The organism is Microbacterium sp. SMR1 (genome assembly GCF_003289625.1).
GTDB classification, from domain to species: Bacteria; Actinomycetota; Actinomycetes; order Actinomycetales; family Microbacteriaceae; genus Microbacterium; species Microbacterium plantarum.
In genome coordinates this window covers 109,329-124,326 of the sequence record NZ_QMBN01000002.1, presented here as the reverse complement: position 1 = coordinate 124,326, position 14,998 = coordinate 109,329, and the positions used below count along the sequence as shown (strand labels likewise).

Below are 14,998 nucleotides of genomic sequence, written 5' to 3'. Positions count from 1 at the left end.
TGTTGTGGTTGTCCGACCTCGGTCGGGCACGTGCTACACACCCTCCTGCTTCCGGGAAACGCCCGGGAGCCGTTCTAGTCCGAAGGAGGTGGGTCAGTGACGCACACGTACCAGTACGAGCTCATGGTGATTCTCCAGCCCGAGATCGATGAGCGTCAGGTTGCTCCCAACCTTGACAAGTTCCTCAAGGTCATCACGAATGACGGCGGAACCATCGAGAACATCGACATCTGGGGCCGTCGCCGCCTGGCGTACGAGATCCAGAAGAAGAACGAGGGCATCTACGCCGTCGTCAACTTCACCGCGACGAGCGAGACCACGCAGGAGCTCGACCGCCAGCTGAAGCTGAGCGAGTCGATCATGCGCACCAAGGTCCTGCGCGCCGAGGAGGCCATCGCACAGGTCGCCGCCGAGAAGGCGCGCTCCGAGGCGAAGGCCGCTCGCAAGGCTGCCGCCCCCGCTAAGGCTGCGAAGGCGTAAGGCTCATGGCCGGCGAGACCGTCATCACCGTCGTGGGCAACCTCACGGCAGACCCCGAGCTGCGTTACACGCAGAACGGCCTGCCGGTGGCGAACTTCACGATCGCCTCGACTCCTCGCACCTTCGACCGTCAGGCGAACGAGTGGAAGGACGGCGAAGCGCTGTTCCTCCGCGCGTCCGTGTGGCGTGACTTCGCCGAGCACGTGGCGGGTTCGCTGACCAAGGGCATGCGGGTCGTCGCGACCGGCCGCCTGCGTCAGCGCTCCTACCAGGACCGTGAGGGCCAGAACCGCACCGCGATCGAGCTGGAGGTCGACGAGATCGGCCCCTCGCTGCGCTACGCGACCGCACAGGTCACGCGCGCCGCATCCGGCTCCGGTGGTGGTGGTGGCGGAAGCTTCGGCGGCGGTCAGCAGTCGCGCCCGCAGCAGCAGGTGCAGGAGGAGCCGTGGGCGACCCCGGGTTCTTCGGCTCCCGACGCGTGGAGCGCACCGGGTACCAGCGGCGCCTCCTACGGCGACGACACCCCGTTCTGAATCGGATTCCGGGTGCTGCGTGCAGCGGCATCCGATCATCACTCTCGTAAGGAAAAACAATGGCTGGAAAGGCAACCGGCGACCGCCGCAAGCCGCGGAAGGGCGCGAAGAACGCGGCCCCCGCGAAGGCGATCCGCGTCGGCGTCATCGACTACAAGGACGTTTCGACGCTCCGCAAGTTCATCTCGGAGCGTGGGAAGATCCGCGCCCGTCGTATCACCGGTGTCTCGGTGCAGGAGCAGCGTCTGATCGCCAAGGCGATCAAGAACGCGCGCGAAATGGCGCTCCTGCCTTACGCCGGCGCTGGCCGGTAAGGAGCACCGACATGGCAAAGCTGATTCTCACGAACGAGGTCGCCGGGCTCGGAAGCGCCGGTGACGTCATCGAGGTCAAGAACGGGTACGCCCGCAACTACCTCATCCCCCAGGGCTTCGCTGTGGCCTGGACCCGCGGTGGCGAGAAGCAGGTGGCGTCCATCCGCGCCGCTCGCGACGCCCGCGCGATTCACGACCACGAAGAGGCCGTGGCCCTCAAGAACAACCTCGAGTCGAACAAGGTCAAGCTGTCGGTCAAGGCCGGCGCCGAAGGCCGTCTGTTCGGTGCGGTCAAGCCCGCCGACGTGGCTGACGCCGTCAAGACCGCTGGTCTGGGCGACCTCGACAAGCGCAAGATCCACATCACCTCGCCGATCAAGGCCGTGGGCGAGCACGAGGCGACCATTCGCCTGCGCGACGACCTCACCGCTGTGATCACCCTGCAGGTGGTCGCCGCCAAGTAATCCCTGGCGCACCGTACGGATGCCGCGGACCTTCGGGTTCGCGGCATCCGTCGTTTTCGGGTGCGTGCCGCGGGCCGGGATGCAAGGTTTCCGGGCCGACACCCCGAGAGCGGATGCCGAGCCCCGGGGTGTCGGTGCAGATCCCTTGCATCCCGGTGCGGTGGCGTGCCCGTCGGTGGTGTGCCCCGTGGGCGGGCCGGAGCGGATGCCGCAGGCCGAGTCCCGCGGCATCCGCTGTTTCCGGATGGGATCCTGTCGGGATCAGACCGTCGCGCGGCGGCGCAGAGCGAGGAGGACGAGCCCCATCAGCGTCAGCGCGAGGGCGCCGATGCCCAGAGCCACCGAAGCCTCCCCGCCTGTCTTGGCGAGCATCAGCGGGCGAGCCGACGCTGCCGAGGCCGGCGTGCCGACCACAGTCGTGTCCGTCGTGCTCGACGCGGTCGGAACCGCGGGGGCTCCGCCGTTGCCGCCCGTGCCGGGCGTGGTGCCGGGGTCGGTTCCGGGATCGCTGCCCGAGTCAGTGCCGGGGTCAGTGCCCGGGTCGGTGCCCGGGTCGGTGCCGGGGTCGGTGCCGGGGTCCGTTCCGGGGTTGGTGCCGGGGTCGGTGCCGGGACCTGCCGGGGTGACGACCTCGGTGGTCGAGTCGCCGATCACAGAGATCGCCGTGCCGGTCAGCGAGATCGGGGCAGTGATCGGGAGCACCAGCTGCGTGCCGCCGAGGATGCTGTCCGAGCCGCTGGTCGACGCGCCGGGCGTCGTGCCCGTCGTGCCGCCGTTGCCGCCGGTGGTGGTGTCGGTGGTGGCGTCTCCGATGACGGAGACGGCGGTGCCGGTGAGGTCGATCGGTGCGGTGACCGGTGCGACGACCTGGGTGCCGCCGAGGATGCCGTCGGTGCCGTCGGTGGTTGCCTCGGGCGTGGTGCCCGTCGTGCCGCCGTTGCCGGCCGTGTTGCCGCCGGTGGTGGTGTCGGTGGTGGCGTCTCCGATGACGGAGATGGCGGTGCCGGTGAGGTCGATCGGTGCGGTGACCGGTGCGACGACCTGGGTGCCGCCGAGGATGCCGTCGGTGCCGTCGGTGGTTGCCTCGGGCGTGGTGCCCGTGGTGCCGCCGCCGTTGCCAGCGATGTTGCCGCCGGTGGTGGTGTCGCTGGTGGCGTCTCCGATGACCGAGACGGCGGTGCCGCTGACCTCGATCGGCGCCGTCACCGGAGCGACGACCTGGGTGCCCGAGGCGACGCCATCCGACCCATCCGTCTCGGCAGCGGGTGCGGGAGCGGGCTGCGCCGGAGCAGGGGCCGGCTCGGCGGGTGCGCTGCCGCTGTCCGTCGACGAGGTGCTGTCGCCGACGACGGCGACGGAGGTGCCCTCGACGGTCACGGGCACGGAGACGCTGATGAGCGCCTGCGACCCAGAGCCGACGCCGTCCGAGCCGCTCGTCGAGCCGCTGGGCGCCGGTGCCGACTCCGGTGCGCTCGAGCCTGACGTCGAGCTGTCCGCGTCGCCGAGGACGGCGACGGACGTCCCGCTGACCGTGATCGGAGCGTCGACGGAGACGATGCCTTGGGTGCCCGAAAGCAACCCGTCCTCTCCCGTGGTGTCGGCCGCGTGGGCGACCGATGCGCCGAGGATTGTGATCCCCCCGGCGACGAGCGTGCCCCAGATGGCACGCGAGACGATGGTGTTCATGATTGTTCTCTCCTTGAGAATGACGAATGGATGGCGCTGCGCGCCGATGGTCGTGCCGCTCGAGCGCGGCCGGCCGTTCGTCAGTCAGGAGAGACGTCGGTGGGGTAGACGGGCGAGATCGGGCCCGTCGAGTTCGTGAGGCGTCCGCGGCGTCCGGGGAGCAGGAACGCTGCTCCGGCGAATGCGAACAGGGCTGCGGCGATACCGCCTCCGGCAGCGGCGGCGCCGGCCGAGGCCGCGCCCGGAGCGCTGACGGCGAGGCCACCCGACGCCGGTGAGCCCAGAGCGAGCGCATGACCCGCGACGGCGGGTGCCGCGCTGGCCGCCGCGGCGAACAGTTCAGATGAGGGCGCGAGAACCTCGGCCGACGTCGCCAGGACGCCGAGAATGCCGAATGGGCCGTCGGTCGACGTGGACGTAGCCAGGTCGCGTGCCAGACCGAGGGCGACGGCGGAAAGCGCGTCCAGCGGCGAGCTGGTGGCGATTCCGGGCTCCGGCGTCTCGCCGGGAAGCAGGGGGACGAGCGGCTGCGAGCCGCCGGGCACAACGGCATCCGTGATCGGGACGATGACGGGAGTGAGCACGTCCGTGACGGGCGCGAGGGCATCGGTCACCGGAGCGAGCACCGCCACGACGGGTGCCAGGGCGCCGTCGAGGATGCCGAGCACGGGAGTCACGGGGGCGCCGACGGCATCGGTCACCGGCGACAGTGAGCCGACGAGCGGTGTGACGACAGGCGCGAGGTTCTCCGTGACGGGCTCCGCGACATCCGAAACGGGCTCGATGACGGGAGCCACGGTGTCGGCGACCGGCTCGACCACGTCTGCGACCGGCTGCACAGCCGGTGCGACGACGTTCTGCGCGACGGGCTCGACCACCTCGCGGACGACCGGTTCGACGACCGGCGCGACGGCGGGAGGGGCCGACTGCACGACGGGGGCGACAGCCTGCACGACGGGGTCTGCGACGCGGGCCACAGGCTGGACGACAGTGTCGAGCACCGGAGCGACGACGTCTTCGACGGCACGGTCGACCGGATCGGTGACGGCGGAGACGATGCCCTGCAGGGGCCCAGTCTCTTCGTCGGCCGCGTAGCTCGCGGGCGCGAGTGCGAGGGAGAGCGCCGTCCAGGCGAAGGCGAGACCGACGCCGGTGCCGAGGATCGGCACCCAGCGAGGCGCACGGCGGTGCTGGGCCATGACGAGCGATCACCTCCCCCGAGAGCGTCGACATCGTTCGCACGGGAGACCCCGTGCCGTCGGGTACTGCTTGGCGAAGAAAGATACTCCTGTCTCGGGCGACTGTCTAGGGTTCCGCTGAGTTCGTCATGAGCCCGTCCTGAGGATGCCGCGCCGGGGGCGCCGAGTCGACTTGACAAGGCGGGCGTTTTACACAAGTGAGTCCCCAGATGAACAACCTTCAAGTGAGACTTCAACCACGATCTTCATCCACAGGTTGGGGAAACTTAAACCCCTGATCAACGCCTACTAAGTCGTAGACTTTCCACGTATCCCCGGGCGTTTTCCACAGGACTTCTTCACAACCGTCGCGGCGTTTCCCGCATCCTCTCCACAGAGTTATCCACAGGCCGGTTTGCGGGTGTCGGATGCCCTCCATACCGTGTACTCCGGCTCGGTCACAGGCCAGGATGCGGGGGTGCGGATGTCGATCGCGGACATCTCTGACGACAGGCTCGGCGGACGGCGCGAACCCGATCGCACCCCGCCGCACGACATGCTCGCCGAGCAGAGCACGCTCGGCGGAATGCTGCTGTCGAAGGATGCCGTCGCCGACGTCATCGAGACGCTCCGGGGCACCGACTTCTATGTGCCCAAGCACGAGCTCATCTACGAGGCGCTGCTCTCGCTGTACTCCCATGGTGAGCCGACCGATGTCGTGGCCGTCACCGACGAGCTCATCAAGAACGGCGAGCTGCAGCGCGCTGGCGGGGCCGACTATCTGCACACGCTGACCTCCATCGTCCCGACCGCGGCGAACGCCGGCTACTACGCGACGATCGTCAACGAGCGCGCCCTGCTGCGCCGCCTCGTCGAGGCCGGAACCCGCATCGTCCAGATGGGCTACAACGGCCAGGGCGACGCGGTCGACCTCGTCAACAACGCACAGGCCGAGATCTACTCGGTCACCGGTGCCGAGAAGGCCGAGGACTACGTCCCCCTCGAGGTCGCCGTCACCGCTGCCATCGACGACATCGAAGCCGCACGTGGTCGCGATGGCCAGATGACCGGCATCCCGACCGGCTTCTCCGGGCTCGACCAGCTGACCAACGGCCTGCATCCCGGTCAGATGATCGTCGTCGCGGCGCGTCCCGCCATGGGTAAGTCGACGCTCGCGCTCGACTTCGCCCGCGCCGCCGCGATCAAGAACAACTCGCCCACGATCTTCTTCTCGCTCGAGATGGGGCGCAGCGAGATCGCGATGCGCCTCATGAGCGCCGAGGGCGCCGTGCCGCTGCAGTCGATGCGCAAGGGAACCCTCGACTCACGCGACTGGACCACCGTCGCCGCGACGCGTGGCCGCATCAACGACGCTCCGCTCTACATCGACGACAGCCCCAATATGACGCTCGTCGAGATCCGCGCGAAGTGCCGCCGCCTCAAGCAGCGCGTGGGCCTCAAGATGGTCGTGATCGACTACCTGCAGCTGATGACCAGCGGTAAGCGCGTCGAGTCGCGTCAGCAGGAGGTCTCGGAGTTCTCGCGTGCGCTCAAGCTGCTCGCGAAGGAGCTCCAGGTTCCCGTCATCGCGCTGTCGCAGCTGAACCGTGGTGCCGAGCAGCGTGCCGACAAGAAGCCGGCGATCAGCGACCTGCGTGAGTCGGGCTCGATCGAGCAGGACGCCGACATCGTCATCCTGCTGCACCGCGAGGCGGCCTACGAGAAGGACAGCCCTCGCGCCGGCGAGGCCGACCTGATCGTCGCGAAGCACCGCAACGGTCCGACCGACACAGTGACCGTGGCGTTCCAGGGCCACTTCTCGCGCTTCACCGACATGGCCGTGGGGATGGACTGAACGGTCGAACGCGGGCCGCGCACGATGGCGTCCGTTGGCGCGAGCGCAGCCGGCTGGTTCGGATGCTGCGACTGTGGCGCACCCGCAATCCGACGACGTTCCGCGAGAAGGTGCGGTACAAGATGCTGCGCGACCGCCGCAGCCTCATCGTCACCTTCGCGGACAAGGCCGCTGTGCGCGACTACGTCGCCGCGGTCATCGGCGAGCAGTACCTGCCCCGCGCCTACGCGATCGTCGAAGATCCGCAGAGCCTGCTGGACCTCGACTGGCCCGATGCCTACGTCGTGAAGCCGACGCACGGGAGCGGCGCTGCGATCGTCGTGTCCGCCGCCGCCTCCGCGGATGCCCGGCTTCCGGAAGCGCGCTGGGGCTGGGTCTATCGGCACGTGCGTCCGGAGTTCGCGAACCCGCACGACCTCGCGGCGATCGCCGCGGGCTGGCTCGCCAAGCTCTACGGTCAGGGCCCGAATCGCGAGTGGGTCTACGGACAGGTGCCGCGCCGAGTCATCGTCGAGGAGTTCCTGGTCGGTGCCGACGGCGGCATCCCGGACGACTACAAGTTCTTCGTCTTCCATGGGCGATGCCACTTCATCCAGGTCGACGGCGGTCGCTTCGGCGGTCGCACGCAGGACTTCTTCCGACCCGACTGGAGCCGCATCACGATGAGTGGCGGCCCGCCCTGGGCTGATCCCGAGCGCCCGCGGCCGGCGCATCTCGACGAGATGATCAGCATCGCCGAGCGGCTCGGCGAGGGCACCGACTTCGTGCGCGTCGATCTGTACGACGTCGACGGTCGCGTGGTCTTCGGCGAGCTCACGAGCTTCCCCGCCGGCGGCGACAGCCCGTTCGATCCGGAGTCGTACAACACCGAGTTCGGCCGCCCCTGGACAGTGCCGCGGCGCTACCGCTGACGCTGTGCCTCACCCGTGCGCCGGATGCTCGCGCGCGTGGGTTCCGTCGTACGGCGGAGGTGCGGCCCGCTCAGCCCGCATAGCGTCGTATCCATGAGCACTGCCCTCGCCAACCAGCCCGCCGACCGTGCGACGCGAGAGGCGTCCCGCCTGAAAACGGCGAGGACCTGGCTGCCGGTCGGATCGGCCATCGCGCTGCTGGCTCTCATCGCCTGGGCCATCGTGGCCGGCATGAGCGGGTCGCCTGCGGGCGTCATCGCGGCGACCTCGGGAGCGGCGGCGGTCGCCGTGGCCGGGAGTACGGGCCTCGTCGGCATCACCGCGCGGTTGCGTCAGCTCGGCGTGGTGCGGGCCCGCCACCCCCGCACTCGTCGGCTCCGTAGCTGACTCAGTCGAGCGCGGCCGCGATGGCGCGGTCGAGGTCGCGGACGTATGCCTCGGGTTGCTCCCACGAGGGAAAATGACCGCCCACCGGGTGCTCCTCGAAGGCCTCGAGGTCGAAGAGGCGCTCGGCGAAGTCGCGCGGGGCGTTGACGAGGTCGTCCGGGAAGATCGAGAGCACGACCGGGATGCCGCCGGGTATCTTCGTGTTCGGCGGCACGGTCCGCAGTGCATAGGGGCCGAACGACGAGCCGATCGCGCTGGTGAACCAGTATGCCGATACCCAGGTGAGAACCTCGTCGTGCGAGAAGACGCTGGTGATGTCATCGCCGTGGTCGGTCCAGGTCCAGAGCTTCTCTCCGATCCAGGCGAGCAGTCCGGTGGGGGAGTCGGTGAGCGCGGCGGCGATGGTGGCGGGTTTCGTCGCGTGTTCGAGGCTGTATGCGGCCTCGGTGGTCTGCCACCGGTTCCAGCGGTCGACGTAGTCGCGCTCCGTTGGACTGAGGTCATCGGGGATGCCGCCGGCGAGGTGTCTCTGCGACACGTCGGTCAGGTGTGCCGCCGCGACCATCGAGGGGTGATTGCGCATCAGCGCCTCGGCGACGTTGCATCCGATGTCGCCGCCGCTGACCACGAAACGTGTGTACCCGAGTCGGTGCATGCCGGCGGCGACGACGTCGGCCATCTCGTTCGCCGACATCCCCTCGGCCGGGGCGTCGACGCTGAACGGATAGCCGGGCAGCGCGGGCGCGACCACCGTGACATGCCGGAGCAGTGGCAGCACCTTCTCGAACCGCAGCACCGAATCGGGCCATCCATGGAGGAGGAGAACCACGGGGGCGTCCGGTTCCGCCTTCTGGTGGATCACGCGAAGCGGGTGTGGCGCGTCGACGAGCTCCCACGGCAGGGCGAGGATCCGGTCCTCCTGCGTGCGCCAGTCGAACCCGTCCGTCCATCGCGCGACGAGCGTGTCGAGCCAATCCAGATCGACACCGGCCGGGGGTTGCCCGCCGAGGAGCGCGGCGAACCGACGCCGACGGCTGAGACGCGCATGCAGGTCGGCGATCGCCTCGTCGCTGACACGATCGGGGGCGTGGTGCTCGTTGGTCATGCCCCGAGTATCCCGCTCGCGTCGCCGCACCGCAGAAGCTTGTCAAGCCGCTACGGGTTTCGGGATGCCGCGACCTAGCGTTCGCGGAATGAGCAAGACCGATACCCCTGCACCTACCCGCCTCCGGCGAGGAATGGGCGGACCGCTGCTGTTCGCCTTCATCCTCGGTGACGTTCTGGGCGCAGGTGTCTATGCGCTGATGGGGGTGCTGGCCGAGCGTGTCGGCGGAATGCTGTGGGCGCCCCTCCTCGCCGCCCTCGTGCTCGCGCTGCTCACCGCCGGGTCGTACGCCGAGCTGGTGACGAAGTACCCGCGGGCCGGCGGCGCGGCCGTCTTCGCCGAGCGCGCGTTCAAGAACAGGCTCGTGTCGTTCCTCGTCGGCTTCTGCATGCTGGCCGCGGGTGTCGTGAGTGCGGCGGGGCTGTCGATCGCCTTCGCCGGTCAGTACCTGCAGACGTTCGTCGAGGTTCCCGTGGTGCCGGTCGCGATCGTGTTCCTCGCCGTACTCGCGGCACTCAATGCCCGCGGCATCCGGGAGTCGATGGGCGCGAACTTCGTCATGACGGTCATCGAGGTGTCGGGGCTGGTGATCGTCGTGGTCGTGGTCGGCGTCCTCCTCGCCGGGGGCGGCGGGGATGTCTCGCGTGTGACCCAGGTGCCCGAGGGCACCGGTGTCGCGACGGCCGTTCTCGCCGGAGCGATCATCGCGTACTACTCCTTCGTGGGCTTCGAGACGTCGGCGAACATGATCGAGGAGGTCAAGGAACCGTCGAGGATGTACCCCCGCGCGCTGTTCGCCGCCCTCGGAGCAGCCGGGCTGGTCTACGTGCTGGTCGGCCTCGCGAGCAGCATCGCTCTGCCGCCCGAAGAATTGTCGAGCTCGAGCGGCCCCCTCCTCGCTGTCGTCGAAGCGAGCGGCGTCGCCATCCCCTCGTGGCTGTTCAGCCTCATCGCGCTCATCGCCGTCGCCAACGGTGCGCTGCTGACGATGATCATGGCGAGCCGTCTCACGTACGGCATGGCAGAGCAGGGGCTGCTGCCGCGCGCTCTGTCGCGGGTGCTGCCCGGGCGGCAGACGCCGTGGGTGGCGATCCTCGCCACGACGCTCGTCGCGATGCTGCTGACGCTCGTGAGCGACCTGGCGCTGCTCGCCGAGACGGTCGTCCTGCTGCTGCTCTTCGTCTTCCTGAGCGCGAACATCTCGGTGCTCGTCCTGCGCCGCGACCGCGTCGATCACGATCACTTCCGCGTCTGGACGTTCGTTCCCGTGCTTGGCGTCGCGTCGTGCCTGTTGCTGCTGAGCCAGCAGACCCTCCGGGTATGGATCTTCGGCGCCATCCTCATCGTGGTCGGCGTCGGGCTGTACTTCGTGGCCCGCTGGGCGCGTGGTCGCGGGCAGCTTCCGTCGTGACCGCAGCAGATCTCCTCGGCTGTAAGCCGGCTCAGGCCGGATGCCGCTTGAGCAGCTTCGCCGCGACGATCATCGCCCCGCCGAGCACGGCGGGGATGCCGCCGCCCGGGTGAACCGAGGCGCCGACCCGCCAGAGCCAGGGTGCGCGGAGGTCGTGCTGCGCGGGCTGGTGCAGCGGGCCGCTCATCCACAGCGGTCGCGACGCCCCGTAGAGGGCGCCGTGGGGCTCGCCGAACGAGCCGAAGTAGCGGGGGTCGAGCACGGTCGTCTCCGTCATCGCGTCGGTGAGGAGTCCGTCGAGGCCCATGGCGCCCGAGATGCGCTCGATCTCGCGCCTCACGAACGGGTGGTCGAGCGAGTAGCCTTGGCCATCGGCGGGGCTGGTCAGCAGGACGGCGAGGGTGCTGCGCTCGTTCGGGTAGATCTCGCCGGCACGATAGTGGTTGACGAACGCCATCGTGTCGGCGGGCTCGTCGCCCGCGGCGAGACTGCGGTGCAGGGCAGCGGGCTTCGTGGGCAGGATGACGCTGTGCGCGGCGATCCGCTCGGGGAGAGGCTTCTCGAGCACACCGTAGATCGCGACGGCCGAGCACGACAGCGACGGCGAAGCGGGAATGAGGCGCCGCCGCCCCAGCAGCCCGTCGAGTCGTGACGCGTCGAGACCGCTGACGACGACATCCGCCTCGTGCACATCGCGCTCGGTCGTGACCCGCCCGCGTTCGATGCGCGTGACGCGCTCGCCGGTCCGGATCTCGACGCCCGCGGCATCCGCCAGCCGCTGCAGGGCGACGACGATCTCGAACACCCCGCCGCGCGGCACCCAGACCCCGTCGGCGGCCATGACGGCGGGCATGCTCGCGTACAACGCCGGGGTGCGGGAAGGGGAGACGCCCGCGTTGAGGGTGTGGATCGCGATGATCTCGCGCAGTCCCTCGGGCATCCAGGTGAGGCTGTCGAGGTAGGCGCGGGTGCTGAGGCGTCGACCGTACACGGCGAGCAATCGCTGCAGCGCGGGCAGCGACGCGCGGTCGAGCGGGTCGGCGACGAGCAGCGCGGCGACGTCGCCCGCGAGGGGTGCGTGCTCGTCGCTGAATCGCTTCCACGCCGGGTACCAGGGGTGCCCTTCCGGCACGGGCAGCGACACCTCTTCACCCCGGTAGTAGTAGCGGCCGACCTCATCGAGACGGACGAGGTCGAGCCCACCGGCATCCGTGCTCGTTCCCGACCCCGCGCCCAACCGGCGCAGCAGCTCATCCCAGACGGACGGGAAGGTGACGAGGGATGGTCCCGTGTCGATGCGCTCGCCGTCGAGCTCGATGCGCCGGCTCTTACCGCCGACGGTCTCGGCCGCTTCGAGCAGCGTCACGCGGTGGCCGGCGTGGGCGAGCAGGGCGGATGCCGCGAGCCCGCCGAGGCCCGCGCCGACGACGACGATGCGGCTCATGGATAGATCCCCAGGAACATGGCGGCGAGCAGCAGCCCGCTCGCGACCGATCCCGCGATGTACGGGAAGGCGACGGACAGCGGATACAGCCTGCGGCCGGTCGCGGGTGTCGGGCGCAGCAGCATCCAGGCGACGAGGGTCCCGGCGAGGGCGAGGTTGACGAGCGCGACCGGCACGCTGACGAGCGCGAAGAGCACGGTCGAGATGAGCCACCAGGCGCCACTCCACAGGGCGGTGCCGCGCGGGCCGAGCAGTACCGCGGTGGTGGTGATGCCCGCCTCGCGGTCTTCCTCGATGTCCTGCACGGCGTCGTAGGCGTGCTTCGCGACGCTCCAGGCGAGCAGCCCGACGACCGCGGGCCAGACCGGCGGTGCCTCGAGGGCGACCGGCAGGATCAGCAGCGGCAGGCCGTACGCGGCGTTGCTCAGCGAATCGAGGAACGGTCGCGCCTTGAACCGCAGCGGTGGGGCGGAGTAGAAGACGAACACGCCCGCGTAGAGCAGGATCAGCCCGACGGCGGCGAGCGGAAGCGCGATGACGAAATAGATCAGGAACGGGATGTTGGTGATCGCCACCGCCCAGGCGATGAGCTTCACCTCGCGCGGCTCGATGCGCGCGCCCTCGATCGAACCCTTGCGCGGGTTGAGCGAATCCGTGTCCTGGTCGAAGATGTCGTTCACGCCGTAGATCAGCAGGTTGAACGGCAGCGTCAGCCAGATCAGCAGCGGGATCGCGGCGACGTCGATGAGCTGACCGGTCAGCCACATGCCGAGTGCGCCGGTGCCGATCGTGTTGATCCACAGAACGGGCCGTGAGATGTGGACGAGGCGCGCGAGCGTCGATGTCTGACCGGTGATGGCGTCGCTCCTGGGTTCGGGTGTCGTCACTATCTCACCATCGGCCGGATGGTCGTGAATCCGCCGTCGACCGGGATCACCTGGCCGGTGATACGGGAGGCGTCGGGAGAGAGCAGCCAGTCCATGACCACGGCGACCTCGTCGGCGGACTGCACACCGCCGAGCGGATACTGCTTCTCGGCACTCTCGCGCAGCATGGGTGCGGCGAGCATGCCCGCGGTCAGAGGTGTGTCGGTCATGCCGGGAGCGACCGCGTTCACCCGGATGCCGCGCGCGGCGTAGGTCGCGGCGGCGCTGCGCACGAGAGCCTCGACACCGCCCTTCGCCGCGGCGATCACCTCGTGGTTCGCGACGCCGATACGGGCGACGACCGAGCTCGCGAAGACCGCGGCGCCCGGCGCCTTGCCCGTCGCGTCGAGCCAGGCGTGCAGGATCCAGAGGCTGCTCTCGAGGTTGACGCGCAGTACGTCGCGAGCCTCGTCGGTCTTCGTGCGGTGCAGTGGCGTGATGAGCGTGCTGCCCACTGCGTGAGCGAGCAGCGCGGGCGGGCCGCCGAGCGCGGTGCGGCACTCCGCGAACGCGGTCGCTGCGCCGTCGGGCGTCGTGACGTCGGTTTCGATGTGCGCGTCGGCGTCGACGTCCGCGAGCGATGCGGCGTCCCGGCCGACGGCGGCGACACGCACGCCGCGAGCGCGCAGGCGTGCGACGAGCGCTCGGCCCACCCCGCCCCGGGCACCGGTGACGAGCGCGATGTCGTTCTGTGCGGCGTTGCCGTCGGTCATCGGGTTCCTTCCGGTGCGGTCACGTCGCCGCGCCGGATGGCGTCGGCGCGGGCGCGGATCGCGGTGATCTCGTCGTCGTCGAGGCGGCCCAGGTTCTTCACCTGCAGCGCCATGCGGTGGTTCTCGGCGAGGGGCGCCTCGTGCCGGATGAGGTAGTCCCAGTAGAGAGTGGTGAAGGGGCAGGCATCCTCGCCGATCCGCTTCGCGGGGTCGAACGGGCACGTCTTGCAGTACGGGCTCATGCGATCGATGTACTTGCCGGTCGCGGCGTACGGCTTGCTGCCCATGAGCCCGCCGTCGGCGTACTGGCTCATGCCGAGCGTGTTCGGAAGCTCGGCCCACTCGACCGCGTCGACGTACACCGCGAGGTACCAGGCGTGCACCTCGCGCGGGTCGACGCCGAGCAGCATCGCGTAGAGACCGGTGACCATGAGGCGCTGGATATGGTGCGCGTACCCGTTCTCGAGCGTCGTGCCGATGGCATCCCTCAGGCAGGCCATGGGGGTGTCGCCCGTCCAGTACCAGTCGGGCAGCGGTTCGAACGCCTCGAAAGCGTTCCGCTGGATGTAGCCGGGCATCTGCGTCCAGTAGATCCCGCGCACATACTCGCGCCACCCGAGGATCTGCCGGATGAATCCCTCGACCGCCGCAAGAGGCGCACGCTGCGACCGGTACGCCTCCTCGGCGGCCGCGACCACCTCGCGCGGATGCAGCAGCTTCAGGTTCATCGACGATGACAGGTGCGCGTGCCAGAGCCAGGGCTCGCCCGGCCACATCGCGTCCTGCGCATCGCCGAAGCCCGGCAGCCGCTCGTCGATGAAGAAGTCGAGCGCTTCGAGCGCCTGCGCGCGAGTGACCGGCCATGCGAACGTGTCGAGCGAACCGGGGTGCTCGGCGAACTCCGTGTCGACGAGCGCGATCACCTCGCGCGTGATCTCATCGGGCGCGAAGGTCGCGCGGGGCGGCACGAGACCGGGACCCTGCTTCGGGAACGCCTTGCGGTTGTCGGCGTCGTAGTTCCATTCGCCGCCGACGGGCTGCCCGCGCTCGGTCATGAGGATGCCGTGCCGCTTGCGCATCTCGCGGTAGAAGTACTCCATCCGCAGGGTCGCCCGGCCCTCGGCGTGCTCGGCGAACTCGGCGATGGTCGAGAAGAAGTGCCGGTCGATGCGGATGTCGAGCGGGATGCCGGCGGCATCCGCCGTCTGCTGCAGCGCTTCGCGCACGCGCCACTCGCCGGGCTCGGTCATCACGAGCGCCTCGGGCTTCAGCTTCTCCAGGTCGGCGGCGAGCTGGCCGGCGAAAGTCCCCGAGTTCCCCCGTGCGTCGAGCTCCGCGTAGTGCAGGGTGTGTCCGGCGTCGCGCTGGTCCTCGGCGAAGTGGCGCATCGCCGCGAGGAACACCGCGGTGCGCGGCTTCGAGCTCCAGACGTGGGTGGACTCTTCGGCGACCTCCGCCATCCAGACGGCATCCTGCGCCGGGTCGAAGTCGTCGAAGGCGCTCGCGTCGGGGTCGAGCTGGTCGCCCAGGACGATCACGAGGTTTCGGAGCACGGTGTCAGCGTAGGAAGGGCCTCGGATGCGGCCTA

General features: G+C 69.5%; 15 protein-coding genes. 8 read left to right on the top strand and 7 right to left on the bottom strand.

The window, feature by feature from the left end:
- The first annotated feature begins 123 nt into the window (after window positions 1-123).
- Genes rpsF through rplI form a run of 4 tightly spaced genes read left to right on the top strand, consistent with a single transcriptional unit; the run spans window position 124 to window position 1,794 of the window.
- On the top strand, window positions 124-480 hold the full coding sequence (gene rpsF, locus DO944_RS05225; protein WP_036305492.1) for a 30S ribosomal protein S6: 357 nt from the start codon (window positions 124-126) through the stop codon (window positions 478-480).
- 5 nt (window positions 481-485) lie between these two features.
- Complete coding sequence (locus DO944_RS05220) at window positions 486-1,016, top strand: single-stranded DNA-binding protein (protein ID WP_023953543.1); 531 nt, start codon at window positions 486-488, stop codon at window positions 1,014-1,016.
- Between the two features lie 59 nt (window positions 1,017-1,075).
- Complete coding sequence (rpsR, locus tag DO944_RS05215) at window positions 1,076-1,330, top strand: 30S ribosomal protein S18 (RefSeq protein WP_023953545.1); 255 nt, start codon at window positions 1,076-1,078, stop codon at window positions 1,328-1,330.
- A gap of 11 nt (window positions 1,331-1,341) precedes the next feature.
- The gene (gene rplI / locus DO944_RS05210; protein ID WP_023953547.1) at window positions 1,342-1,794 is read left to right on the top strand and encodes a 50S ribosomal protein L9; all 453 of its coding nucleotides are present in this window, start codon (window positions 1,342-1,344) and stop codon (window positions 1,792-1,794) included.
- Between the two features lie 261 nt (window positions 1,795-2,055).
- On the opposite strand, the gene DO944_RS16010 is transcribed toward rplI, so the two are convergent.
- Complete coding sequence (locus DO944_RS16010; protein WP_112615389.1) at window positions 2,056-3,480, bottom strand: chaplin family protein; 1,425 nt, start codon at window positions 3,478-3,480, stop codon at window positions 2,056-2,058.
- A gap of 80 nt (window positions 3,481-3,560) precedes the next feature.
- Window positions 3,561-4,679, bottom strand: a complete 1,119-nt coding sequence (locus tag DO944_RS05200; RefSeq protein ID WP_112615387.1) for a hypothetical protein — start codon at window positions 4,677-4,679, stop codon at window positions 3,561-3,563.
- Between the two features lie 463 nt (window positions 4,680-5,142).
- On the opposite strand from DO944_RS05200, the gene dnaB reads away from it, so the two are divergent.
- The 3 genes from dnaB to DO944_RS05185 all read left to right on the top strand — a co-directional run bounded on the left by dnaB (window position 5,143) and on the right by DO944_RS05185 (window position 7,811).
- The gene (dnaB, locus tag DO944_RS05195; protein ID WP_036304736.1) at window positions 5,143-6,513 is read left to right on the top strand and encodes a replicative DNA helicase; all 1,371 of its coding nucleotides are present in this window, start codon (window positions 5,143-5,145) and stop codon (window positions 6,511-6,513) included.
- 62 nt (window positions 6,514-6,575) lie between these two features.
- Complete coding sequence (locus tag DO944_RS05190) at window positions 6,576-7,424, top strand: ATP-grasp fold amidoligase family protein (RefSeq protein ID WP_112615385.1); 849 nt, start codon at window positions 6,576-6,578, stop codon at window positions 7,422-7,424.
- Between the two features lie 93 nt (window positions 7,425-7,517).
- Window positions 7,518-7,811, top strand: a complete 294-nt coding sequence (locus DO944_RS05185; protein WP_112615383.1) for a hypothetical protein — start codon at window positions 7,518-7,520, stop codon at window positions 7,809-7,811.
- 1 nt (window position 7,812) lies between these two features.
- On the opposite strand, the gene DO944_RS05180 is transcribed toward DO944_RS05185, so the two are convergent.
- A complete protein-coding gene (locus tag DO944_RS05180; RefSeq protein ID WP_112615381.1) occupies window positions 7,813-8,916 on the bottom strand; it encodes an epoxide hydrolase family protein in 1,104 nt (367 codons plus the stop codon).
- 88 nt (window positions 8,917-9,004) lie between these two features.
- On the opposite strand from DO944_RS05180, the gene DO944_RS05175 reads away from it, so the two are divergent.
- Window positions 9,005-10,327, top strand: a complete 1,323-nt coding sequence (locus DO944_RS05175; RefSeq protein WP_112615379.1) for an APC family permease — start codon at window positions 9,005-9,007, stop codon at window positions 10,325-10,327.
- Between the two features lie 31 nt (window positions 10,328-10,358).
- On the opposite strand, the gene DO944_RS05170 is transcribed toward DO944_RS05175, so the two are convergent.
- The 4 genes from DO944_RS05170 to DO944_RS05155 are packed head-to-tail and all read right to left on the bottom strand — an operon-like array spanning window position 10,359 to window position 14,963.
- Window positions 10,359-11,771 (bottom strand): NAD(P)/FAD-dependent oxidoreductase, encoded by a 1,413-nt coding sequence (locus tag DO944_RS05170; protein WP_112615377.1) that lies wholly within the window; start codon window positions 11,769-11,771, stop codon window positions 10,359-10,361.
- Window positions 11,768-12,658, bottom strand: a complete 891-nt coding sequence (locus DO944_RS05165) for a UbiA family prenyltransferase (RefSeq protein WP_181574151.1) — start codon at window positions 12,656-12,658, stop codon at window positions 11,768-11,770. The genes DO944_RS05170 and DO944_RS05165 overlap by 4 nt, the downstream gene beginning before the upstream one ends.
- Complete coding sequence (locus tag DO944_RS05160) at window positions 12,658-13,410, bottom strand: SDR family NAD(P)-dependent oxidoreductase (RefSeq protein WP_112615375.1); 753 nt, start codon at window positions 13,408-13,410, stop codon at window positions 12,658-12,660. Before DO944_RS05160 ends, DO944_RS05165 begins: the two co-directional genes overlap by 1 nt.
- Complete coding sequence (locus tag DO944_RS05155) at window positions 13,407-14,963, bottom strand: cryptochrome/photolyase family protein (RefSeq protein ID WP_220118268.1); 1,557 nt, start codon at window positions 14,961-14,963, stop codon at window positions 13,407-13,409. The genes DO944_RS05160 and DO944_RS05155 overlap by 4 nt, the downstream gene beginning before the upstream one ends.
- Window positions 14,964-14,998: the final 35 nt, after the last annotated feature.

Bases quoted from the DNA above. Each gene is read 5' to 3' on its own strand.
- rpsF (WP_036305492.1), top strand. From the start codon at position 124: ATGGTGATTCTCCAGCCCGAGATCGATGAGCGTCAGGTTGCTCCCAAC.
- DO944_RS05220 (WP_023953543.1), top strand. From the start codon at position 486: ATGGCCGGCGAGACCGTCATCACCGTCGTGGGCAACCTCACGGCAGAC.
- rpsR (WP_023953545.1), top strand. From the start codon at position 1,076: ATGGCTGGAAAGGCAACCGGCGACCGCCGCAAGCCGCGGAAGGGCGCG.
- rplI (WP_023953547.1), top strand. From the start codon at position 1,342: ATGGCAAAGCTGATTCTCACGAACGAGGTCGCCGGGCTCGGAAGCGCC.
- DO944_RS16010 (WP_112615389.1), bottom strand. From the start codon at position 3,480: ATGAACACCATCGTCTCGCGTGCCATCTGGGGCACGCTCGTCGCCGGG.
- DO944_RS05200 (WP_112615387.1), bottom strand. From the start codon at position 4,679: ATGGCCCAGCACCGCCGTGCGCCTCGCTGGGTGCCGATCCTCGGCACC.
- dnaB (WP_036304736.1), top strand. From the start codon at position 5,143: ATGTCGATCGCGGACATCTCTGACGACAGGCTCGGCGGACGGCGCGAA.
- DO944_RS05190 (WP_112615385.1), top strand. From the start codon at position 6,576: ATGCTGCGACTGTGGCGCACCCGCAATCCGACGACGTTCCGCGAGAAG.
- DO944_RS05185 (WP_112615383.1), top strand. From the start codon at position 7,518: ATGAGCACTGCCCTCGCCAACCAGCCCGCCGACCGTGCGACGCGAGAG.
- DO944_RS05180 (WP_112615381.1), bottom strand. From the start codon at position 8,916: ATGACCAACGAGCACCACGCCCCCGATCGTGTCAGCGACGAGGCGATC.
- DO944_RS05175 (WP_112615379.1), top strand. From the start codon at position 9,005: ATGAGCAAGACCGATACCCCTGCACCTACCCGCCTCCGGCGAGGAATG.
- DO944_RS05170 (WP_112615377.1), bottom strand. From the start codon at position 11,771: ATGAGCCGCATCGTCGTCGTCGGCGCGGGCCTCGGCGGGCTCGCGGCA.
- DO944_RS05160 (WP_112615375.1), bottom strand. From the start codon at position 13,410: ATGACCGACGGCAACGCCGCACAGAACGACATCGCGCTCGTCACCGGT.